Origin of the sequence: Kibdelosporangium banguiense (genome assembly GCF_017876405.1) — a bacterium.
Classification (GTDB): Bacteria; Actinomycetota; Actinomycetes; order Mycobacteriales; family Pseudonocardiaceae; genus Kibdelosporangium; species Kibdelosporangium banguiense.
Map to the genome: position 1 here is coordinate 9,077,348 of NZ_JAGINW010000001.1, position 20,505 is coordinate 9,097,852.

Consider the following 20,505-nt stretch of genomic DNA (forward strand, 5'->3'; position numbering starts at 1 on the left):
CGGAGGCAGACGCGCGAAGGAGCGAATGATGCCAGGCGCTGTACTGCGAGGGGTGACTCTCGACTGTGCCGACCCGCAGACGCTGGCGGACTTCTACGGTGCACTGACCGGGATGCGCGAACTCTTCAGTACGGACGAGTTCGTCGCTCTGACCGACGACTCCGGCTGTGATCTGGGATTCCAGCGGGTTGACGGATACCGGGCTCCGCAGTGGCCGGGCCAGGACGTGCCACAACAGTTCCACCTGGATTTCCGCGCTGACGACCTCGATGCGATGGAGGAGCTGGCCCTGGAACTCGGCGCGGCCAAACCGGACCATCAGCCCGGCGACGGACGCTGGCGGGTACTCCTGGATCCGGCCGGCCACCCCTTCTGCCTGACGCCTTCCTGACGTCACCGGCCACGAATCAAGATCATCCGACACCCAAGATCCACTTTCGACACAGGTCCTCAACCCGGGGGCGGCGCTGACTCAGTTGAGGATTATCTGCCTGCTCGCCGCGGCCAATCGGGATCCCGGGGTGTTCGCTGACCCTGACCGCCTCATCCTGTCCCGGACTCCCCATCCCCATCTGACATTCGGGGCGGGCGTCCACTACTGCCTGGGCGCCGGTCTTGCCCGGATTCTGATCACCGGCACGGTCTCACCCGGCTTCCGCTGCGGGTACACCAACGCTGAGTGCGTTGTCGAGGGGATAGTCCACGAACGCGAACGCCGATCCGTCCGGCGCCCAGCTGGGCACGTTGATCGTTCCCTGCCCGCCGTCGAGCGCGACCAGCGTCGCAGGCTCCTGCCAGGCGTCGACCGAGACCAGCCGCAGCTCGACAGGCCGGTCGGCGGGGTGTCCGGTGGTGCCTGGCGGGTAGCTGAGGTAGACCGCGACATCGCCGGTCGGAGCGACGTGCGGGAACCAGTTCACACGTTCGTCGAAGGTCAGCTGCTCCAACTCGGTCCCGTCCGGCCGCACGCGGGCCAGCTGGGCGTGCCCATTCGAGAACTGCTCTGTGTTGAACACGATCCACTCGCCGTCCGGCGTCCACTCGCATCCGTCCGCAGGGCCCGGGTCGGTCGTGACGGCGACGTCCCCCTGCCCGTCGACACCGACGGTGTGGATGGTCGCCGACGCCCACCAGTTGTCCCCCTCCGGATCCAGGCGTACGTAGCCGAGCCGTCGCCCGTCGGGACTGATGCCGTGCAGGAAGTGCATTCCGCCGTCATCGACGGTGACACGACGTGCCTCTCCTCCGGTAAGGGCGACTTCCCAGATGTGCCAGTCATTCGCCGACGCGAACACGGTCGCGCCGTCGGGAGCGAGGACGTGGTCGTTGTTGACATCCGGCAGCCCATACGCGGGGATTTCCACGGGAGGCACGGAACCATGTGCGGGTAGGAGCCAGAGTTTGCCGTCGCCGTTGACAAGCAGCCGTCCGTCGGGCGTCCAGTTCGGCGCCTCGTATAGCCGGTCGCTCGACTCGAACACCGTGCGCACCGCTCCGGTGGAGCGGTCCCAGACACGGATGCGGGCACGCTGCCCAGGCCGCAACTGCCGGGGTGGCGCGCTCATCGGGCGTCGGTCCCTCCTGCCGGGTGGGTCCCCGGCATCAGCCTACAGTGGAATTCAAAGCGCGGACTTCTTCTCTCCCTCTGTGACAAATGACAAACCACCGCCTGGGCGTCGGCCCGGTTCTCGGATTTCGACAATGAACCGGGCACCGGCGCAGTGCATGCTCGTGAGGATGACGGCAACGACCAGCCTTGATTCGCCACAGCCGGAAAACGACGAAGTGGACGAACAGGCGGTGGTCGAGTGCGTGCGTGACTCGCCTGGCCTGACGCCACAGCGAAGTGCGCGAACTTCGTCACGATGGAAGCGCAAGTCCTGAACCAGGATCGCTTGCGGCGCTGTCGGCCGGCTTCGGCCGGCCGACAGCGCTCCGAACGTCAGCCCAGGTCACGGCGCCGGAGGCCGACCATCCCCGCGGTCACCAGGCCGCCCGCGATGACGGCGAACCACAGCAGCGGGACAACGGCGAAGTCGGCGCTGGGCAGTGCCGGGGTCTGCGCGAACGGGGAGATCCACATCAGGCTCTCGCTGGCGCCGCCGTAGGCCACGGCGAGTTCGAGAAGAAAACACAGGCCGAGCACCGCGTATGCGACCGGCGCGGCGAAACGGGGTGCGATGCCGTAGAGAGCGGCGGCGATGGCGGCCAGCACAAGGACCGAGGGCGCACGGACCACAGCCGCGGCGAGCAACGGCGGCAGTTCGCCGCCCACGCCGCCGGTGGCCAGGCCATAGACCAGACCCATCCCGAAACCGAGACCGGTCATCACCACGACAGTGCCGGCCGCGGCCACGAGCAGGTGCCCGCCGGCCCAGCGCAGCCTGCTGACCGGTCCACTGAGCACAGTGTCGGCGCGGGCGGACAGCTCCTCTGCCCGCATCCGCAGGGTCGCCTGGATCGCGTAGATCGTCACCACCTGGCTCACCAGGTAGATGATCAGCCCGAAAAAGCCGTCCACCGGACGTCCGCCGCCGCCCATCTGCGCCATCAGGTCACCCAATGCCTGACTCTCGTCGACCTGCTCGGCGATGGTGTCGGCGGTCGTGCCGATGGCGGCGCCGAACGCGGCGCCGCCGACCGTCCAAGCGATCAGCACGCCCCGTTGCAGCCGCCAGGCCAGGGCCAGCGCCGACCTCAGCCGGGGAGCCGCAGTGGCCGGACCAAGCCGGGCAGGAAGGATCCCGGCACCGAGGTCGCGACGCGCGGATACCGCGTAGGCCACCACGACCAGCAACGCCACCAGCCCGGCGACAAGCGGCAGCGGCCACCAGTGGTTTCCGGCGAAGGGACGCATTTCCTGGGTCCAGCCGAACGGGGAAAGCCATCGCAGCCACGAGGCATCGCCCGCGTCGGCGATCGCCCGAATCGCATAGCAGACGCCCACGCCCGCGGTCGCCAGACCGATGGCGGCCCGGGAACTCGCGGTCAGTTGCGCAGCCAGTGCGGCGAGCGCGGCGGCGACGCAACCGGCAGCGGCGAACGACAGCGCGAGCGCAATCGACCCACCCACCGCAAGACCCTGCGCGACGAAACCCAGCGTCATCACGACAGCCGCGCCCAGATTGGCGGCGAACGCCACCAACAGTGCCGCGGTCAGTCCGGCGTACCTACCCACCACAGTCGAGCGCATCAACTCGTCGCGGCCGGACTCCTCCTCGGCCCTGGTGTGCCTGACCACCAGCAGCAGGCTCGCCAGCGACAGCAGCAGCGCGACCTGACCGCGGATCCGCCAGGCGCCGATTCCCGCCTCGGAGGCGTCGAAGATCGGGCCGATCATCATCAGCTGCGCCGGATTGCCATTGGTGGTCTGGAAAAAGCTGAGACGGGCGGCCTCGGTCGGGTAAACACCCTGCACCGACGCCAGCACCCCGATCGCGAACAACGCAGTGAGGCCGAACCAGGCCGGAATCCGGATCCGGTCGCGCCGTACGATGAACCGGACAAGGTCGGCAGTGCCAACTAGCGATGTCACTGGACTGCCACCTCTTGTTCGGCCAGGTCGTCTCCGTAGTGGCGCAGGAACATCTCCTCCAGCGTGGGCGGCTGGCTGGTCAGGCTGTGAATGCCGACGGCGGCCAGTGCACGCATCAGTTCCGGCAACGCATCGCCGTCGACCTGACAGTGCACCCGGCGTCCGTCCACTTCGGCCGCGTGCACCCCAGGCAGGCCCTCGATCCGGGGCACAGGTCCGGTCAGCTCGGCGGTCACGGTGGTGCGGGTGAGCTGGCGTAGTTCGTTGAGGGTGCCGGATTCCACGGTGCGGCCGTGGCGGACGATGCTGACCCGGTCGCAGAGTGCCTCGACCTCGGACAGGATGTGGCTGGACAGCAGTACCGTCCGGCCGCGCCTGCGCTCCTCAGCGACGCAGTCCTGGAACACCGCCTCCATCAACGGATCCAGCCCCGAGGTCGGTTCGTCCAGGATCAGCAGCTCCACATTGGACGACAGGGCGGCGACCAGTGCCACCTTCTGCCGGTTGCCCTTGGAATAGGTGCTGCCCTTCTTGCGTGGATCCAGCTCGAACCGGTCCAGCAGCCCGGCCATGCGCCGCTGGTCGCTCCCGCCGCGCATCCGGCCGAGCAGGTCGATCACCTCCCCGCCCGTCAGGTTCGGCCACAACGTCACATCACCGGGTACGTAGGCCAGACGGCGATGCAACTGCGTCGCGTCGGCCCATGGGTCACCGCCCAACAGGCTCACCTGGCCGCTGTCGGCCCGCAGTTGACCCAGCAGGACGCGGATGGTCGTGGACTTTCCCGCCCCGTTCGGGCCGAGGAAACCATGCACCTCGCCGGGCCGGACGGTCAGGTCGAGACCGTCGAGTGCCCTGGTCGGGCCGAAGTTCTTGACCAGCCCGGACACCAAGATCGTGTTCGTCATTCCGCACACGATACACATACTTCACGAATTTCATGAAGTATGTGAAGTCTATAAACTCGGCAGGACTGACTGATGCGCGCAGGGCCCGACGGCACGATCGCTAGGCTCTGCCCGAGGTGGACAAGGACAGGGAGAACACCCGCGTGAGCGACGCAACCAGCCAGGACACCGAGGAACGGCGATTCCTCGAACGGTTCGCCGTGGTCCTTTCCGACTCCGGCTACCCGCGCATGGCCGCCCGCGTGTTCTCCGCGCTCCTGCTGTCCCCCAACGGCACGCGGACCGCGGCCGAACTCGCAGAGTTGCTCGGCGTCGGCCCGTCGGCCATCTCCGGCGGCATCAACTACCTCCTGCGCACCGGCATGGCCGTCCGGGAACGCGACCCCGGGCAGCGCCGCGACCACTACAGCGTCCACCACGTCGCCTGGTTCGAAGCCCTGACCTCCAGCGACACCATCTACCGCCGCTTCGAGGACATCGCCCGCGAAGGCACCGAGATCTTCGGCACGCGGACCGACGTGGGCGACCGCCTGGCCCAGACCCAGCGCTTCTTCGCCTTCCTGCGCGAGGAGATCCCGCAACTGACCCGCAAGTGGAAGAACCTGGACGCCCACCGGCCGGACTGACACAACCGCTCAGAATGCCTTCCCGGCACGGGCGCACGCTGGGGTTTATGCGCTGAACGCGTGCGCACAACCGATCCTGCGATCTGTACGTCTACCGGGATATGAAGAGTGGATCTACCGTCGTGGTCCTCGCCTTGATCATTGCGGGACTGACAGGTTGTGCGGCGCCGGAGGCCGGTCGGCCGGTGGCCGGCCAGGCGCCACCCGACCCCGGCAAGATCCGCACAGTCACCCCGACCTGGATCGCCGGGCTGCGGATGGTCAGCGACGGCAGCGCCTGTCAGTGGTCGGCGAGCTATCCCGCGGTCCCCGGTGCGGACGCGCTCACGGCCACCCTGCGTGACATGGTGCGTAACCGCTTCGGCACGGCGTCGGAAAACAGCGATGACGGCGCCGAGTGCGAGCAGACCGAGGATCCGCCGAAGGCCGACATCAGCTCCGAGTTCCTGGCGGCTTCCGGCGATGTGGTGGGCGTCGAGGTGACCACGCACGACTACGCCAGCGCCGGCAGCGGAATCGGTGCGGAGTCCTATTGGTTCGACGGCCGCACCGGTAAGTCCCTGCCGGCCACCGCGCTGGTTTCCGACACAAGCATGGACAGCTTCGTCGCCGCGGTGACCAAAGCCGTGTCCGGCCGTGAAGGCGTCCAGGAGGAGCAGGTCAGAGACGCACTGAACCCGGAGTTCCGCTCGTCGACCCTCGCTGACCTGTCCTTCACCGAGACCGGTGGCCTGGTCGTACAGTTCCCCCAGGGCAGTGTCGCGCCGGGCGCGGCCGGACGCCCACAGGTCATCATTCCCCCAGCGGACGCCGGACCGCTGCTGTCCGATTTCGGGCGTCGCGCCCAGCAGCAGGCCATCCACCCAGGACAACGGCTGGACCTCGCCGACGTTTCGGTCGCACCCGCGGTGCCGACCGAGCCGGTCGATCCGCCAGCCGCCTCCACTGTGGACTGTCTCCAGGTCAAGTGTGTCGCGCTGACCTTCGACGACGGCCCCGGCCCGTACACTGGGCAATTGCTTGCGACGCTGGAGGAGTACAAGGCGCACGCCACCTTCTTCGTCGTCGGGCAGAACGCGACCTACGACGCCGGTCTGGTCCGCCAGGAAGCCGCGGCAGGGCACGAGATCGGCAACCACAGCTGGTCGCACCCCAGCCTGGCCAAACTTTCCGCCGAGGAGATCCAGGACCAGCTCGCCCGTACCGACGAGGCCATCCAGAACGCGACCGGGCGGAAACCCACACTCATCCGGCCGCCCTACGGCGCGATCAACGACACCGTGCGGGCCAGTTCCGACCGGCCCCTGATCCTCTGGAACGTGGACACCGAGGACTGGAAGTACCACGACAGCGCCAAAGTCACCCAGACCGTGCTCGACAAGGTGAAACCCGGCGACGTCGTGCTCATCCACGACATCCACCAGACCTCTGTGGCTGCCGTGCCCGCGATCCTGGCGGGTTTGAAGGAACGCAGCTACCAGTTCGTCACCATCACCCAGCTGTTCGGCAGCACACCGCTCGCCGCCGGCACCAGCTACAGCTCCAACTCCAAGGCCTTCGGCCGCGGATAGGTCCCGCCGGTTTCCAGCCGCTTGACCAACGGCTCACAGTACTGGCCGCGGCTTTCGGTCCGACGCCAGTTCGAGACTATGGAAACGGATGCGGATGGGGGTTGATGCCTGACGGCTGTGAGCCGAGGCGCGGGGGCACGGTGTGCAGGCGGGGCAGGTTCGCTGTACGTCGGTTGGCATGGCCGAACGTCATCGGCACGGTACCGGGAATGAGGACCTTCACGCAGGTGAAGCCGCCGGCCCGGTGCTCGAGTGTGGTCTGGTCGACCACGATGACGTCCAGGCCTGTTTCCAGGTAGCGATTGATCAGCTTGGTGAGGTCGGCGCGCAGGTCCGGGTTGCCGGAGGGCGCGGACGCGGCAAACGCGCGGGTCTTGGCGGAGCCTGTGAGGAAGTCCAGGCGGGAGAACGTGTCTGGGTGCGCGTAAAGCAGGGCGTGGTCGGACATCACGGTGACACGTGTGGAGTCGGCGGCCATAGCGGCCGCCTTGTCACGGTGGTGGTCGTAGCGATGGATGAGGTCGGTGCGGCCAGCGTGGCCAAGTGCAGCCGGTAGTGCCGGTCCCAGCCTTCACGCAGCCGACCGTTTTCCGCGCGTCCGTTCAGAAACGCCTCCGCATGCGGGCGCAGCGCGACGAACCCGTCCTGTATGCCCACAGTGGACATGGCGTGAACTGTGGCCACGATCAGGTCGAACGCCAGCATGAGCCGCTGCCCGGCGCCGGACCGTTCGGTCATCCGGAACGAGATCGGCGTGGTGTCGGCGTAGAAGTCGGCAAGCAGATCTGCCCTCGCTTCGTTGCCGACCACCTCGACCCGCCGGTCGTACGGGCCTAGGCGCAAGGAGTTGTTGGCAGGCCACGGCATCAGCGGACCGCGTTCGTTCTCCGCTTCGGCGAGCCGTTCATGCTCCGGCAGCACCGCGAGCGGATCCAGCTGCCTCGTGGACGGCTTCCGCTCCAGCCAGCCACCCACGATCTCCTGGGCCGCCGGAAGCACAGACCTCTGCATGGTTTCCGTGCTGGCGCGAACGTTCAGCCTCAGGTGTGGACCTTGCCGCAAGTGCCGCGTCCACCTGCCCGGCCAGCCGGTCGAACAACGGCCGCACCGCATCCAGGATCAGGGCGTCCTTGTCATCGTCGTGGTAGTAGACGTGGATGGTGTGTCAGTCCACCGCTCAGCCCTTTCCCTTGGCGAACTGCCCGATCGCCAGCGCGGCGCGGTGGCGCAGGGCGTCCTCCTCCGCCAGCGATACGCGCAGCCGGTTACACACCAGATGGGCACAGCTGTTGAGTACCCGGAGCGCCGCTTGAGGCTTCGTGTTCTCAAATTCACCAGCCAGTGTGCCGACCGACCGAGCCCACCGCAGCAGCATCCCGTCGCCGTCGATGCCGGGCCATTTCCTGGCCAGGACGTACATGCGTCCGGCCAGCTCGACGAGCCGCACGCGTTGCTCCTCGGTGCCAGGGCCGGGGTCGGGCTGGTCGCGCAACAGCCGGAAATTGCCCGTCCACTCAGCGACCAGCGCCGGGTCGTCCACAGCTGCGAACCACGCCACCAGCATCATCGCGGCCGCGGCCGTGCTCCGGTGATCGGCCGTCGGATCCGTGGCCAGGAACTCGAGCACGATCCGGCTGGATTGACCGAAATGGCGTTCCACGGCCTCGATGGTCTCACCATGACCGTACTTGACGTGTTCACGCTCGTACGGGAAGAACACCAGCGAGTTGTTCGGATACATCTTCTCCGGATATGGCGCGTTTTCCGTGGCTGACAACCAGCGCGCGGCTTCGGTGTACTCATCGGGCGTCATCCGCTCGGCAGCGGGATTCTCGGCGAAGTACTTCTCGAAGTGCTCACGCATCAGGCGCCGCACCTCGGCGGCGGACTCGTCGGCCGGCAGCACGCGCAGCCGCAGGTGCGGTCCGCCGGCCCAGTATCGGAGGAAGAAGTGGTGTGTGGCCAGCTCGGCGCTGATCAACTCGGCCATCAGCGGCACGGTCACGTCGAGCAGCAGCCGGTCCAGGTCGCCGTGGTAGAAGGCGTGCCCGCTCACCCAGGTGTTATCCGACATCACGGCGCTCCGGTTCGGAAAGCTCGACGAGGTATTCAGCTGAAAGGGTTGCGTGAAACCTCTGCGGACGCTATTTCAAGGACGGTCCCGAATGGATTGACGATCGCCCAAAGTCACCAGCGCAGTTCGATGTAGGACGGCCCCTGCGGGCCCACGATCGTTGCCGACAACGAACCCGCTGCCTCACGACCGGTGCCGCAGCCCCGCGTGGCCGGTCCGGCCGAGGCCTCGAAGTTCCACCGGCAGAGCACATTGGAGTTGCGGAACACGACATACTCGGCCCCACCACTGCCATGCACGTCGAAATCCACAAAAATCTGGCGATTGCCAGGGTAGTCGGACCTCGACTCGGTGCAGGAGCTGATCTGGCACTAGTCCGCCGACGCGACCAGCGGCGACATCGCCAGGCTTGCCGCCACGGCTGACGTCAGCACAGCGGCGCGCTTGACCATTCGACTCATCAAGTTCCTCCCGTTGCAGGGCCCCAAGCGGCGGATGTTGCGCGCCCGGGCCGTGAATCACTCTGGAGTCGATCATGCAAAAACCCGGTTTCACGCCGGCAACAGCACAGCTTCAGCACATGAAGCCCTGGTCACACAAGGCGCACACACGACCTACGACCACGAAGGCGGTTACTACGAAGCCCAGTCCGACTACACCGGAACACACCGGGGGACTTTCCAGAACACCACAGCGGCTCAGGCTTCCGAAGTCAGCTGAGGACGGTGGGCAGGTCGAAGGCCGCGAATACTGCCGGATCCTGGAATACGACAGTGTGCGCGATCTTTCCCTCGGTGACTGTGAACACCTGCAGGGTGTGCAGCCGATGTCCGCCGTCGGGATCCGGCGCGTAGGCGGCCACCGCCGGCTGGCCGTTTGCAGCGGTCGGAGTCATGCGCCAGCCGACCCCGCGCATCGTGAACACGCGCCGGATGAACGCGGCGTAGTCGTCGCGACCGAGATACCAGAGCGGAACCGGCGGCATCTCAAGCATCGCGTCCTCGGTCAGCAGCTCGACCAGTGCGTCCACGTCGGCCGCCTCGAACGCACGCACGTAGGCCTCCACGGTCTGGCGTACGGCCGGATCATCGGGTTGGGCGACCTTGCCTTCGGCGCCGGCCAGCCCCGCCCGGGCTCGCTGCAAGGCACTGTTCACCGAGGCAACCGAGGTGTCGAGTTGCTCGGCCACCTCGGCAGCGCTGAACTCCAGCACCTCGCGCAGTACCCAGACGGCTCGTTGACGCGGTGGCAGCAGCTGCATCGCCGCGACCAGAGCCAGCCGCATGCTGTCCCGTTTCACCGCCCACTCCGCCGGATCGCCGAGCCGGGCGTCGGGCAACGGTTGCAGCCATGGCACGTCGAAAGCCGGCAGCAGCGGCGTTTCAGGATCAGTGCTCGGCGCGCCCAGCCCGGAGGGAAGCGGCCGGCGCTGCTTGCCCTCCAGCGCAGTCAGGCACACATTCGTCGCAATCCGGTACAACCAGGTCCTGACGGACGCTTTGCGCTCGTCGTAACGGTCGCGTGCCTTCCACGCCCGCAACATCGTTTCCTGCACCAGATCCTCGGCCTCGTGGACCGACCCAAGCATCCGGTAGCAGTACGCCAGCAACTCTCGGCGATGCGACTCGGTGCGCGACTCGAAATCAACGATGCTCATCGCGATGAGTATGGCCGCTCCCGCCGGTATGTACCTACGCAGGACAACCGGATGAGGAGTTCACCATGGGCAACCTGATCGTCATCGAGTTCACCACCCTGGACGGCGTCGTCGAGGACCCGGACGGATCCGGCGCGACGCCCGGCGGCGGCTGGGCCTTCCGGCATGGCCCGGACGCCGTGGCGGGCGACAAGTTCCAGCTCGGGTCGCTGCTCGACACCGGCCTCATGCTGCTCGGCCGCACAACCTGGGAGCTGTTCGCCAAGATCTGGCCGGGCCGGAGCGACGAGTTCTCGGCCAAGATGAACAACATCCCCAAACTCGTCGCCTCACGCACACTGACCAGCACCGACGAATGGCAGAACTCGTCGCTGATCAAAGACGACCTGATCACCACCGTCCGCCGCCACAAGACCAGCCAGGACATCATCACCACCGGCAGCATCAGCGTCGTACACACACTGGCCGAGCACGGCCTCGTCGACGAGTACCGCGTCATGGTGTTCCCAACCGTGCTCGGCACCGGGCAACGCCTCTTCACCGACCGCACCCGATCCACCGGCCTCCAGCTCAACTCCGTCGAGCAGAAGGGAAACGCCGCACTCCTGCGCTACCAGGTGACAGGCTGACCCTGGGCAGCGCGCGGAAAAGCCATTCGGCGGGCGCGTTCCTGAGAAGATGATGATCTACAGGTGCTGATCTTCTTGGGGAGCTGCGATGGTGGACCACCGGTTACGGGTGCGGTCGGTTCGGGTTGTGCTGGTTATCGTGTTGCTTGCCGCCGGGGTACGGCTTGTCCAGGTGCAGGTTCTCCAGGCTGAGGCGTTGTCGGAGAAGGCTGCCAGGCAGCGGACCCAGCAGGTGCGTGTGCCGTCGGTTCGCGGTGACATCCGTGACCGGACTGGGGGAAAACTCGCGTTCAGCGTGACCACGAAAGCACTGTCCTGGTCGCCCAAGGCGATGCGGGCCCGGTACGCCAAGTCCGGCATCGACTTCGGCGCCAGGACAGCCGCGATCGCTGCGAGATTCGAGTCGGTCCTGCACGACAAGGTCGACGAGCCCGAACTGCTGGCCCGGATGCGCGGCAACGAGTTCACCTACCTTGCTGCCGACGTGGATCCGGCGCAGGAACGGGAGATCACCAGGGACTACAAGGGCGAGATCGGTGTGGAGACCCGGATACGACGCGAGTATCCGGGTGGCACACTCGCCTCGAGCATCCTCGGATATGCGAGCAGGCACGCAGCCAGCCCTGACGGGTTGATGCACGGCTGGTTCGGCCTGGAGGCCGCGCGGGACACCGTATTGGCTGGTGAACCGGGCAGCGTGACGGCGGACGTCGACGGAGGCGCCGACGGCGTCGTCATCCCTGGGACGGAACGCGATCTGCGCCCTGCCAAGAACGGTGCCGGCATCGAGCTCACTCTCGACTCCGACATCCAGTACAACGCCCAACGCCAGCTCGCCGAGTATGTGGCGAGTACCGGCGCGACCGGGGGCAGCATCGTGGTCCTGGACGCGCGGACCGCGGAAATCCTTGCCCTGGCCGGTGCCAAGAACTTCGATCCGCGCGACCCCCATGGACCTTTCGGCCTGGGCAACTCCGAAGCGACCGGAGTCCCGGCCGCCACCGTGCCCCAGCAACCAGGAGCGGTACAGAAGCTGGTCACGGCGGCGGCCGTGATCGAGCACCAGATCGCCGGCCCGGACGACATCGTCGAAATGTCAGACGTCGGTACCGTGACTCTGGCCAGGAAAGTCGGGCCCGACAGATACGCCGCGATGCTCAACGCCTTCGGGCTCGGTACCCGCACAGGCGCCGGATTGCCCGGCGAGAACGCAGGATCAGTACCAGACCGTGCTGGTTGGTCGGCCACAACACTCGACGAACTGGCGATCGGACAGGGCCTGTCGGCAACCACGCTGCAGACGACTTCGATGTATCAGGCCATCGCCCATGAAGGCGTCCGCGTACCGCCCAGAATCATCAAGGCGATCATCAACAGTGACGGCACCCGTCACGAACAACCCGCCCCGGAAAACGTCCGCGTAGTCAGTGAAAACACTGCCGCCACGCTACGAGCCAAGCTCCGGGCGACCGCCTCGGCAGGCATCCCGGGCTACCAGATCGCCGCCATGACCGGACCAGGCGACGCTCAAACCCCTGTCACCATCGCCGGCATCCTGCCCGCGGACAACCCCCGGTTTGTCATCGGCATCGCGCTGAACTCGCCCATCGAGGCCGCTCCCCTGTTCCGCAACGTCGCCTCGTACCTCACGCAACGGTTCAGCCTGCCGCTGTCCACAGAGCTCCCCCGATAACAGGTGCCTACCGCGTGGATTCGCGGTTGAACAGCTTCTTCGACCAGAGGTATCCGCCCAGTGCGATGACGACACACCAGCAGAGCGCGATGACGGCGCTGTTGCCCATCGGAGTGCCCATCAGCAGGCCGCGCAGGGTTTCGATGAGCGGGGTGAACGGCTGGTACTCGGCGAACCAGCGCAGACCGGCAGGCATCGAGTCGGTCGGGACGAATCCGCTGCCGAGGAACGGAAGCAGCACCAGTGGCATCCCGATGTTGCTGGACGATTCGACGGTCTTGCTGGCCAGGCCGAGCGCGACCGCCAGCCAGATGAGCGCGAAGCTCATCAGCAGCAGCACACCTGCCAGGGCGAACCATTCGCCGAGACTCGCCGACGGCCGGAACCCGATGAGCAACGCGACACCGATGATGACCGTGATGCTGAGCATCGCCTGGATGAGGCTGCCGATGACGTGTCCGGTCAGGACGGACACACGCGCGATGGACATCGTGCGGAACCGGTCGACGATGCCTTCGGTCATGTCCATCGCGACCGAGATGGACGTGCCCTGGACCGCGGCGGCTATCGCCATCAGGATGATGGCCGGGGTGACGTAGTTGACGTAGACCTCGCGCCCGCCGGACATGCCGCCGAGCCCGGCGCCGAGCGTGCCACCGAAGACGTAGACGAACAGCAGCAGGAAGATGATCGGCATTCCGACAAGCTGCACCGTCATGGACGGGTAGCGCAGCATTCGCTTGAGATTGCGGCGAAGCATCGTCGCCGAGTCGGTCAGGGCGTACGCCATGGTGCTCATCAGGTGGTCACCTTCTCGTTCTTGGGATTGCCGGTGAGGGCGAGGAACACGTCGTCGAGATCAGGGGTGTGCACGCTCAGGGAGTCGACCGCGACCGCGTTCTCGTCGAGCCGGTTGATCAGGGCCTTGAGCGAGCGGAGGCTGCCGTCGTGTGGCACGCGCAGGGCGAGCGCGTCACTGTCGCGAGACACCTGGCCCACGGCGCGTGCCGCGGTTTCGAGGTCACAGAGTTCGGCGAACCGCAGCAGCACGTGGCCACCGGAAATACGCCGCTTGAGTTCGTCCGCGGTACCCAGCGCGACGATCTTCCCGTGGTCGAGCACCGCGATCCGATCGGCGAGCTCGTCGGCCTCCTCCAGGTACTGGGTGGTCAGCAGGATGGTGACGCCGCCCGCCACGAGATCCCGGACGATCTGCCACATGCCGCGGCGGCTGCGTGGGTCCAGCCCGGTGGTCGGCTCGTCGAGGAAGATCACCTGTGGTGAGCCGACCAGGGTCATCGCGAGGTCCAGCCGGCGGCGCATCCCGCCGGAGTAGGTCGAGACCGCCTTGCCGCCCGCCTCGGCCAGGTCGAACTGCTCGAGCAGCTCGGTGGCCCGGCGGCGGCCCGCGGCCCGGCCGAGGTGGTGCAGGTCCGCCATCAGGATCAGGTTCTCCTGGCCGGTCAGGAGGTTGTCGACCGCCGAGAACTGGCCGGTGACGCCGATCGCGGCGCGGACCGCGTCGGGCTCGGCGACCAGGTCGTGGCCCGCGATCCGCGCGCTGCCACCGTCGGCCCGGATCAGGGTGGACAGGATCTTGACCGTGGTGGTCTTGCCGGCGCCGTTCGCACCGAGCAGGGCGAAAACGGTGCCCTTGGGGACATTCAGGTCGATTCCGTCGAGCACGACGTGGTCGCCGAACGACCTGCGCAGTCCGGTCGCCGTGATCGCCGGTGGGGGTGACGTGGTCATAGCAGTGCCCTTCGAGTGTCTGGTCAGGAACGACGGACGGCGATGTCGCCGTAGGAGGTGCGGGCGTGGACCTCGACGGTCTCCTCGGAGGTGTCCGGTTCTTGGCTGAGCTCGTCCAGCGCGTTGTCCACTCGCCCGTGACTGGTCTTCAGGTCGAGCCATGCGGTGGTGCCTTCGGCGATGCCGACCTCGAGGTCGCCGGTCGAGGAGTCCAGCGTGACCGAGTCCCGCACGACCTCGCCGACGCGAATGCTTCCGTTGGCGGTCTTGGCTTCCACCCTGGTAAACGCCCGGTCGACGGAGATGTCGCCATTGGCCGTGCGCACCCGCAGTTCACCGGTGACCGTGCCGATCTCGGTGCCGCCGTTGGAGTTCTTGATGACAGCGGTGCCGTCGATCTCGCCGATGCGCATACGTCCCGAGCCGGTGGCGAGCTCGGCGTTGCCGGCGATCTTGTTGACGGTGATGTGGCCACCGGAGGTGTCCAGGCGCAGGGGGCCGGTCTGGTCGAGGCGGAAGTGCCCGACCGAGGCCTTGAGGCGGCACTCCCCCAGCACGCCGGTGGTACGCAGGTCACCGACCGACACCTCACTGCCTACCTGCGAGCCGACGGGCAGTTCGATCCGCACGTCGACCGACCTGGTCTTGCGGGAGAGCGGGCGGCCCTTGGGCCCGCGAACCAGCAGTGTGCCTTCGGCGAACTCGACGCGGGTCTTCTGCGCAGCGTCCACATCGGACTCGTCGGATTCGTCGGTCGGGCGTACCTCCACGAGGGTGTCGGTCCGGTCGCTCGCGGCGATCTGCACATTGCCGGCGCTCAGGTCGATCGTGACGGAAATCGGTTCAGGAGTATCGAAAACAGGCATGGGTGTCCCCTCGAATCGAGTCTGAAGACCATCCCCGCTGGTCGGGGCCGTGAAGTAAAAAAGGAGTCAGCGCGCCCAGCCGGTGTAGCGCTGTGCGCCGCGTTTGCCGAGCTGCCTGCCCGAGCCGTTGTCGTGTTCCGAGGACTGCAGCATGGTCGCGGCGGCCCGGACCAGCCACGCGTTGAGCGACCGGCCTTCCTTGCCCGCCGCCTCCTCGATCGCGGCCTTCAACGGCTCCGGGAGACGGACGTTGATCCGCACCGCGGGGCCGTCTTCGAGGCCTGTGACGGCGTTGTCCACCGGCGCCGCACTTTCCACCGGCTGCTCCGCCTGGGCAGGCGTCACGATGAAGTTCGGGTCACGGCCACGCAGCCGCACCTGGACCGAGCCGGGAGCCAGGTCGCTGGTGATCTCGTCCGCGGCGGCCGACAACGCTTCGAGCAGCGTGAGCCGGATCGCCGACTCCATCGCCACCGTCAACCGCTCGATCAGCGCGCTGTCACCGCTGTTCTCGGCGACTGTCAGCAGCTCGCGGCCAAGGGAATCCACGTACGGGCTCAGATCCATGGCAGCACTATGACACATGCTGACACCACATACAAGCCATCTTGGCTCAGTTTGATGCCACACTGGCTCAGCCTGGCTCGCTTCGGTGCCGAGGACGAAGTCGAGACGATCGGCGGATTGCTCAAATCCGATCGGCCAATGTCGTTGAACAGGCCGAACCCTGAACCTGAAACGGCTCGTACTGGGGGCAGGAGCCAATCGATTGGTGCGGAGGTCATCGAAATGCGCCCCCAACACAAGAGGATCAGCAGAACGAAGATCCTGGCATCGGCTGCCGTGGTCACCGCGGCAGCGGCGGCGGCGATCGCCCTTCCGCAGGCCTATGCCTCCAATACCAAGTCCCCGGCGACAGCCACTGAGACGCTCAGGCGCCAGGCGAGTATTCCCGGCACCGCGTGGGCGACCGACCCGGAGACCGGCCAGGTCGTCGTCACCGCCGACAGCACCGTCAAGGGCGACAGGTGGGACACCCTGATGTCGGCTGTCGGCTCAGCCGGGGGAAACCGGGTGCGGGTCGAGCGATCACCCGGGGAGTTCACGCTGTTCGCCGAAGGTGGTGACGCGATCTTCGCCGGACGCGGGCGTTGTTCACTCGGATTCAATGTCACCACGAGTAACGGAAACCCGGGCTTCCTCACCGCAGGTCACTGCGGGACCGCCGCCAGGCAATGGTCGCTGTCACCCAACGGCAGGCCGGCCGCCACTGTCCGGCAGGCGACATTCCCCGGCAACGGCGATTTCGCCCTGCTCACCTACAACAACACCGCCACCCAGGCGCCCAGCGTGGTCGACACCGGGGGCGGCCGGACGGTGCAGATCCAGCGGGCCGCCAACGCCCGGGTCGGCCAGCGGGTGTTGCGGATGGGCAGCACAACCGGGCTGCGCAACGGCCGCGTCACCGGACTGAACGCCACCGTGAACTACCGCGAGGGCACCGTCACCGGACTCATCCAGACCACTGTCTGTGCGGAGCCAGGTGACAGCGGCGGGCCACTGTTCACCCAGGACGGCAGCGCGATCGGGCTGACCTCCGGCGGTGGCGGCAACTGCCGGACCGGCGGCGTGACCTTCTTCCAGCCGGTGACCAACGCACTGAATGCGGTGAACGCGCAGATCAACTGATCCACAATGGACCCGCGCACCAGCGCCGACGAGCCCGTGGCGCACTGGAGAAACCTCCGGTGCCCCACGGGCAAGGCGATCTCACCGGCCGGTCACGATCCACCGTTGGTTCGGCCCTGACGTGGGTGTCCACGAGGAAACCCGGGCACCGTCCGCAGTGGACTGGCCGGCGACGTCAAGCAGGCGGCCGGTCGCCACGTTGACGAACGTCCAGGTGCCGTCACCGGTCGTGGACATCACCCATTGCGCGCTGGGATCGGCTGACGGCGGCTGGAGAACGACTTCGTTGGCGCGCACCGCGAGTTGCTTGCCACTGGCCGCGTTGACGATCGCATAGCGTTCACGGTTGCTGGTTCCGCCGGTCACTTTCTGCAGTGCCCAATCCTGCCCACTCGTGCGGATGACCACGCCCGACGCGTCGCCGTTCGGCGTCAACGACTTCCCGCTCTGTACTCCCTTCAGCTGGTACATGCGCCCGGGTTTGACGGTGGCGGCGTCCGGCGACACCCCGGCCACGCCGTCGACCAGAAATGTCGTGACCGACTTCGCCGGGACGGCAAGCGTCGCTCGCTGGTCCTTCACCCGCACCGGCGTACCTCGGACGAGCGCGCCGTCGGCGCTGGTCACCACGGGTGTCACGGATGCCCTGGACGTCACGACACCAACCCGGGAAAGATCCAAGGTCACGTTGCGCGCGGCAGTGGAATTGTTGACGTGCACCACTGTCGCGCCGACACCGTGGGGCTTCAGTGCCGCCGTGCTCGACGGGTCGTCGACCTTGACAAAGCGGTCTCCTGGCCGGATGTAGTGGGTGAAGTTGCGGATCGTGTGGAACTTCGTGTTGGCCCGGATGGGACACGTCTGAGGTGTGTCCGCAGCCGTGCAGGTGAACGGGATGTGGATGCTGCCCCAGTTCTTGCCTGCCTGAGCCTGGGGAACGGAGTCCTCGACGGGCTGCCAGAACACCCACGCCGACGGTTCGAGTTCACGCATGTCCTCGACGATCCTGGTGGCGATACCGAGACCCGGCTCCATACCGGTGAAGTCGGTGCCGGTCCCCCAGGTGCCTTCGACCTCGCTCATCCACAGGTTCCGGTCCGCGCCCTTGGCGATGTCCCGTGCGCTTGTTCGCATATCGGTGCCGTAGGTGTGCACGTTGAGCTGGTCGACCGCACCTCGCGCAGGACCGCTGTAGGCGTTCCAGTTCTGGGTGAAGACGCTCGGATTGGTTTCGTCCATTGCGGACACTGTCGCGCGTGTTGTCGCTGTGTCGAGTGCACGGTCCAGCGCCAGAACTACCTTCTGCTGGAGTTCCGGGCCTGCGTGTGCGCCTTCCTGACGTCCGCCGGTGGGCTGCCCGTCCGGTCCCAGTTGTGTGCCCCAGTACGGAGTGTTCGGCTCGTTGAGCGGGGCGATGGTGTCGAACTTGATGCCGTGGGCCTGTTCCAGCTTCTCGGTGACGCGCACGAGATAAGTGGCGAACTGGTCCACGCGGTCCGCCCGGATCTGGTCGGTGCTCGGGTCGAAGCCACCGGACACATACCCGTTGACCGTCTGGAACCACGGCGGTGAGTTGCTGAACGCCTCCCACCGCGTCACCTTGTCCTTGATCTGGTCCACCCACCAACGCTGGTTGGCGTCCGCCGTCCAGTCCCAGTGCTGTGGGTTCGCCGGGTCCCACCACTGCGTGTCGTCGCGCGTGGTTCCCGGCGGTGCCTGCCAGAAGCCAGGCATTGTCGCGCCCGCCTTCATGTAGTTCTTACGGACGTCGGGCGCGTTGCCTCCGCCGATGTTGTAGCGCGCGATGTTGAGGTTCAGCCCGTCCTCGCCGAACAGCATGTCGACCAGCTGACGGCGGATCGGCTCGGGATAACCGCCGGTCACGTTGGCGAACCAGACCAGGCTCGTGCCCCATCCCTCGAAGGCAGGCTGCTGGTAGGACGGATCGATCCGGATGGTGACCCCGTCGGCCAGCGCCGGGACGTTCACGCCAAGAGACAGCGTGAGCGCCACCGCGACGGCGAGTTTCCTGGTCACTGGACTACCCCGTCAATCTGCAGCGTCTGCACTGCTCCGGCCGCGAACGGCACCCGCAGCAGCTTGCCGTCCGGACGCATGTCCACACGCTGGGTGTACCGGTCACCGCTGCCTGAAGTAACAGTGGTCCAGCGCGTGATCGTCGTGCTGGGAACTGTGCCGAACCGGGTGAGGTTGAACGTGATCGTCTGGGCCGAACCGGTGTTGACGGCCACGAGGACGAGTCGTCGCGCCGCTGGATCGTATGCGGCGACGGCGTTTCCGGCGTCCGTGCCGATGATTCGCATGCCTGGCCGGATGTGGCGGGTGAACTGGGCGAGGACGTACAGCTTGGTCTGGACATTGCCTGCCTGCAGGGTGTTGCCGTCGAAGTGGATCAGCGCCCAGCCTGCGGTCGGGTCCATCACCTGCCAGTAGACCCACGCGGTCGGGTGCAGCCAGCGGAAGTCGAGACAGAGGTTGCTGGCCATGGTCAGACCGGTACCGTCGGCGTCACCGGTTTCGGAGTTCCACAACACCTTCCCGGCCGCTCGCACATCTTGGTACAACAGGTCGCGCCGGCCGCCCGAACCTTGATAGCCGTGCACGTTCACCTGGTTGACCAGGGCCTTGCTGGCTGAGTCGAAGCTGTTCCAGGTGGTGCGGGCCAGGTCGTAGTTCGTCTCGTCGGACGCCGAGATCCAGGTACCTGTCAGGCCACGCTTGTTCAACTCGTCACGCAGGTGCCGCAGCAGGGTGCGTTGGACGCCCGCGTCGATATGGCAGCCCTCCTGTGTGCCGGCAGCCTTCCACCAGTCCGACGACGGCTCGTTGAACGGGTCGACGGTCCGGAACGTGACGCCCCAGGAATCCTTGGCGCGCTTGGCAACCTCAGCGAGATGGGCGGCGTGCTGCCGGTAGTTCCACGACTGGAGGTTGTTGCCGCCGTCCGCCGCGCCGGACGGATTGTGGTTGAGGCACATCCACCACATCGGCGAGTTGGCGAACAGCTCGCTCATCGCCCCGCGCTGGGTCGCCTTGACCAGTGCCGCGCGTTGCTTTCCGTCCACCGACCAGTTCCACGCCGAGGAACCTGGGTCCTCATTACGCCAGTCCTGCCAGAACCCTTCGATCTGCTTGAACCTGGGAATGTTCGGCGAGGCGGCCATGGCCTGGCCCTCGACGCTGTTCCAGCTGCACGCCCCGAGATTGTAGCGGGCGATGTTCATGCCGAGTCCCGGCAGGGACGCTCCACGATAGGTGACTGTCTTGGTGGTGAACCACAGGTCTGCGAAGTCGTCGCGGTCACCGAACACGTTGGCCCACCACGCCAACGAAGTTCCCCACCCCTCCCAACGCCCATAGTCGGCGCTGGGGTCGACAGCGACGGTCATGTCCGCGTGTGCTGTTCCTGTTGCCAGTGTTGTTCCCGCCACTGCGGCGGCCGCGCCGGACAACAGTGTCCTGCGTGTGACCATAAGACCCTCCT

The 20,505-nt window shown here is 66.7% G+C and carries 20 protein-coding genes; 6 read left to right on the forward strand and 14 right to left on the reverse strand.

The features are described from left to right. Positions 1–28: 28 nt before the first annotated feature. A complete protein-coding gene (locus tag JOF56_RS41245; protein ID WP_209645027.1) occupies positions 29–391 on the forward strand; it encodes a VOC family protein in 363 nt (120 codons plus the stop codon). A gap of 253 nt (positions 392–644) precedes the next feature. On the opposite strand, the gene JOF56_RS41250 is transcribed toward JOF56_RS41245, so the two are convergent. The 3 genes from JOF56_RS41250 to JOF56_RS41260 form a co-directional block, all read right to left on the reverse strand. Then, on the reverse strand, positions 645–1,565 hold the full coding sequence (locus JOF56_RS41250; protein WP_209645028.1) for a TolB family protein: 921 nt from the start codon (positions 1,563–1,565) through the stop codon (positions 645–647). 377 nt (positions 1,566–1,942) lie between these two features. After that, on the reverse strand, positions 1,943–3,535 hold the full coding sequence (locus JOF56_RS41255) for an ABC transporter permease (RefSeq protein WP_209645029.1): 1,593 nt from the start codon (positions 3,533–3,535) through the stop codon (positions 1,943–1,945). Then, positions 3,532–4,443 (reverse strand): ABC transporter ATP-binding protein, encoded by a 912-nt coding sequence (locus JOF56_RS41260; RefSeq protein WP_209645030.1) that lies wholly within the window; start codon positions 4,441–4,443, stop codon positions 3,532–3,534. The genes JOF56_RS41255 and JOF56_RS41260 overlap by 4 nt, the downstream gene beginning before the upstream one ends. A 143-nt stretch (positions 4,444–4,586) precedes the next feature. Between JOF56_RS41260 and JOF56_RS41265 the strand changes: the two genes are divergently transcribed. After that, positions 4,587–5,069 (forward strand): GbsR/MarR family transcriptional regulator, encoded by a 483-nt coding sequence (locus JOF56_RS41265; protein WP_209645031.1) that lies wholly within the window; start codon positions 4,587–4,589, stop codon positions 5,067–5,069. A 101-nt stretch (positions 5,070–5,170) separates the two neighbouring features. Next, positions 5,171–6,640, forward strand: a complete 1,470-nt coding sequence (locus JOF56_RS41270) for a polysaccharide deacetylase family protein (RefSeq protein ID WP_209645032.1) — start codon at positions 5,171–5,173, stop codon at positions 6,638–6,640. A gap of 76 nt (positions 6,641–6,716) precedes the next feature. Here the strand turns inward: JOF56_RS41270 and JOF56_RS41275 are convergent, their stop codons facing one another. From JOF56_RS41275 to JOF56_RS41295, 5 genes are all read right to left on the reverse strand, one after another. Continuing rightward, a complete protein-coding gene (locus JOF56_RS41275; protein ID WP_209645033.1) occupies positions 6,717–7,118 on the reverse strand; it encodes a YcaO-like family protein in 402 nt (133 codons plus the stop codon). Then, positions 7,088–7,753 carry a lantibiotic dehydratase C-terminal domain-containing protein gene (locus JOF56_RS41280; RefSeq protein ID WP_281065561.1) on the reverse strand — a complete coding sequence of 222 codons (666 nt, stop codon included), beginning with the start codon at positions 7,751–7,753 and terminating at the stop codon, positions 7,088–7,090. The genes JOF56_RS41275 and JOF56_RS41280 overlap by 31 nt, the downstream gene beginning before the upstream one ends. A gap of 64 nt (positions 7,754–7,817) precedes the next feature. Then, the gene (locus tag JOF56_RS41285; protein ID WP_209645035.1) at positions 7,818–8,714 is read right to left on the reverse strand and encodes a thiopeptide-type bacteriocin biosynthesis protein; all 897 of its coding nucleotides are present in this window, start codon (positions 8,712–8,714) and stop codon (positions 7,818–7,820) included. Between the two features lie 113 nt (positions 8,715–8,827). Continuing rightward, on the reverse strand, positions 8,828–9,013 hold the full coding sequence (locus tag JOF56_RS41290) for a hypothetical protein (protein WP_209645036.1): 186 nt from the start codon (positions 9,011–9,013) through the stop codon (positions 8,828–8,830). Between the two features lie 413 nt (positions 9,014–9,426). Beyond that, positions 9,427–10,371, reverse strand: coding sequence for a sigma-70 family RNA polymerase sigma factor (locus JOF56_RS41295; protein WP_209645037.1), 945 nt, complete (start codon positions 10,369–10,371; stop codon positions 9,427–9,429). Positions 10,372–10,436: 65 nt separating this feature from the next. Here JOF56_RS41295 and JOF56_RS41300 point away from each other — a divergent pair, with 65 nt between their 5' ends. Further along, positions 10,437–11,000: a dihydrofolate reductase family protein gene (locus tag JOF56_RS41300; protein WP_209645038.1), complete on the forward strand. Its 564-nt coding sequence runs from the start codon at positions 10,437–10,439 to the stop codon at positions 10,998–11,000. 88 nt (positions 11,001–11,088) lie between these two features. After that, a complete protein-coding gene (locus tag JOF56_RS41305; RefSeq protein WP_209645039.1) occupies positions 11,089–12,693 on the forward strand; it encodes a peptidoglycan D,D-transpeptidase FtsI family protein in 1,605 nt (534 codons plus the stop codon). 7 nt (positions 12,694–12,700) lie between these two features. Here the strand turns inward: JOF56_RS41305 and JOF56_RS41310 are convergent, their stop codons facing one another. The 4 genes from JOF56_RS41310 to JOF56_RS41325 form a co-directional block, all read right to left on the reverse strand. Further along, the gene (locus JOF56_RS41310; protein ID WP_209645040.1) at positions 12,701–13,492 is read right to left on the reverse strand and encodes an ABC transporter permease; all 792 of its coding nucleotides are present in this window, start codon (positions 13,490–13,492) and stop codon (positions 12,701–12,703) included. Continuing rightward, positions 13,492–14,445, reverse strand: coding sequence for an ATP-binding cassette domain-containing protein (locus JOF56_RS41315; RefSeq protein WP_209645041.1), 954 nt, complete (start codon positions 14,443–14,445; stop codon positions 13,492–13,494). Before JOF56_RS41315 ends, JOF56_RS41310 begins: the two co-directional genes overlap by 1 nt. A gap of 23 nt (positions 14,446–14,468) precedes the next feature. Continuing rightward, entirely contained in the window at positions 14,469–15,311 is an 843-nt protein-coding gene (locus tag JOF56_RS41320) for a DUF4097 family beta strand repeat-containing protein (RefSeq protein ID WP_209645042.1), read from the reverse strand. A gap of 66 nt (positions 15,312–15,377) precedes the next feature. Continuing rightward, entirely contained in the window at positions 15,378–15,878 is a 501-nt protein-coding gene (locus JOF56_RS41325; protein WP_209645043.1) for a ribbon-helix-helix protein, CopG family, read from the reverse strand. Between the two features lie 222 nt (positions 15,879–16,100). On the opposite strand from JOF56_RS41325, the gene JOF56_RS41330 reads away from it, so the two are divergent. Beyond that, positions 16,101–17,000, forward strand: a complete 900-nt coding sequence (locus tag JOF56_RS41330; RefSeq protein ID WP_209645044.1) for a S1 family peptidase — start codon at positions 16,101–16,103, stop codon at positions 16,998–17,000. An 81-nt stretch (positions 17,001–17,081) separates the two neighbouring features. Here JOF56_RS41330 and JOF56_RS41335 read toward each other — a convergent pair whose 3' ends face one another. Together JOF56_RS41335 and JOF56_RS41340 are read right to left on the reverse strand one after the other, a co-directional pair. After that, positions 17,082–19,037: an RICIN domain-containing protein gene (locus JOF56_RS41335; RefSeq protein WP_209645045.1), complete on the reverse strand. Its 1,956-nt coding sequence runs from the start codon at positions 19,035–19,037 to the stop codon at positions 17,082–17,084. Then, positions 19,034–20,494, reverse strand: a complete 1,461-nt coding sequence (locus tag JOF56_RS41340) for a glycoside hydrolase (RefSeq protein WP_209645046.1) — start codon at positions 20,492–20,494, stop codon at positions 19,034–19,036. The genes JOF56_RS41335 and JOF56_RS41340 overlap by 4 nt, the downstream gene beginning before the upstream one ends. Between the last annotated feature and the right edge of the window lie 11 nt (positions 20,495–20,505).

Bases quoted from the DNA above. Each gene is read 5' to 3' on its own strand.
- JOF56_RS41245 (WP_209645027.1), top strand. From the start codon at position 29: ATGCCAGGCGCTGTACTGCGAGGGGTGACTCTCGACTGTGCCGACCCG.
- JOF56_RS41250 (WP_209645028.1), bottom strand. From the start codon at position 1,565: ATGAGCGCGCCACCCCGGCAGTTGCGGCCTGGGCAGCGTGCCCGCATC.
- JOF56_RS41260 (WP_209645030.1), bottom strand. From the start codon at position 4,443: ATGACGAACACGATCTTGGTGTCCGGGCTGGTCAAGAACTTCGGCCCG.
- JOF56_RS41270 (WP_209645032.1), top strand. From the start codon at position 5,171: ATGAAGAGTGGATCTACCGTCGTGGTCCTCGCCTTGATCATTGCGGGA.
- JOF56_RS41275 (WP_209645033.1), bottom strand. From the start codon at position 7,118: ATGGCCGCCGACTCCACACGTGTCACCGTGATGTCCGACCACGCCCTG.
- JOF56_RS41280 (WP_281065561.1), bottom strand. From the start codon at position 7,753: ATGCGGTGCGGCCGTTGTTCGACCGGCTGGCCGGGCAGGTGGACGCGG.
- JOF56_RS41285 (WP_209645035.1), bottom strand. From the start codon at position 8,714: ATGTCGGATAACACCTGGGTGAGCGGGCACGCCTTCTACCACGGCGAC.
- JOF56_RS41295 (WP_209645037.1), bottom strand. From the start codon at position 10,371: ATGAGCATCGTTGATTTCGAGTCGCGCACCGAGTCGCATCGCCGAGAG.
- JOF56_RS41300 (WP_209645038.1), top strand. From the start codon at position 10,437: ATGGGCAACCTGATCGTCATCGAGTTCACCACCCTGGACGGCGTCGTC.
- JOF56_RS41305 (WP_209645039.1), top strand. From the start codon at position 11,089: ATGGTGGACCACCGGTTACGGGTGCGGTCGGTTCGGGTTGTGCTGGTT.
- JOF56_RS41310 (WP_209645040.1), bottom strand. From the start codon at position 13,492: ATGAGCACCATGGCGTACGCCCTGACCGACTCGGCGACGATGCTTCGC.
- JOF56_RS41315 (WP_209645041.1), bottom strand. From the start codon at position 14,445: ATGACCACGTCACCCCCACCGGCGATCACGGCGACCGGACTGCGCAGG.
- JOF56_RS41320 (WP_209645042.1), bottom strand. From the start codon at position 15,311: ATGCCTGTTTTCGATACTCCTGAACCGATTTCCGTCACGATCGACCTG.
- JOF56_RS41325 (WP_209645043.1), bottom strand. From the start codon at position 15,878: ATGGATCTGAGCCCGTACGTGGATTCCCTTGGCCGCGAGCTGCTGACA.
- JOF56_RS41330 (WP_209645044.1), top strand. From the start codon at position 16,101: ATGCGCCCCCAACACAAGAGGATCAGCAGAACGAAGATCCTGGCATCG.
- JOF56_RS41340 (WP_209645046.1), bottom strand. From the start codon at position 20,494: ATGGTCACACGCAGGACACTGTTGTCCGGCGCGGCCGCCGCAGTGGCG.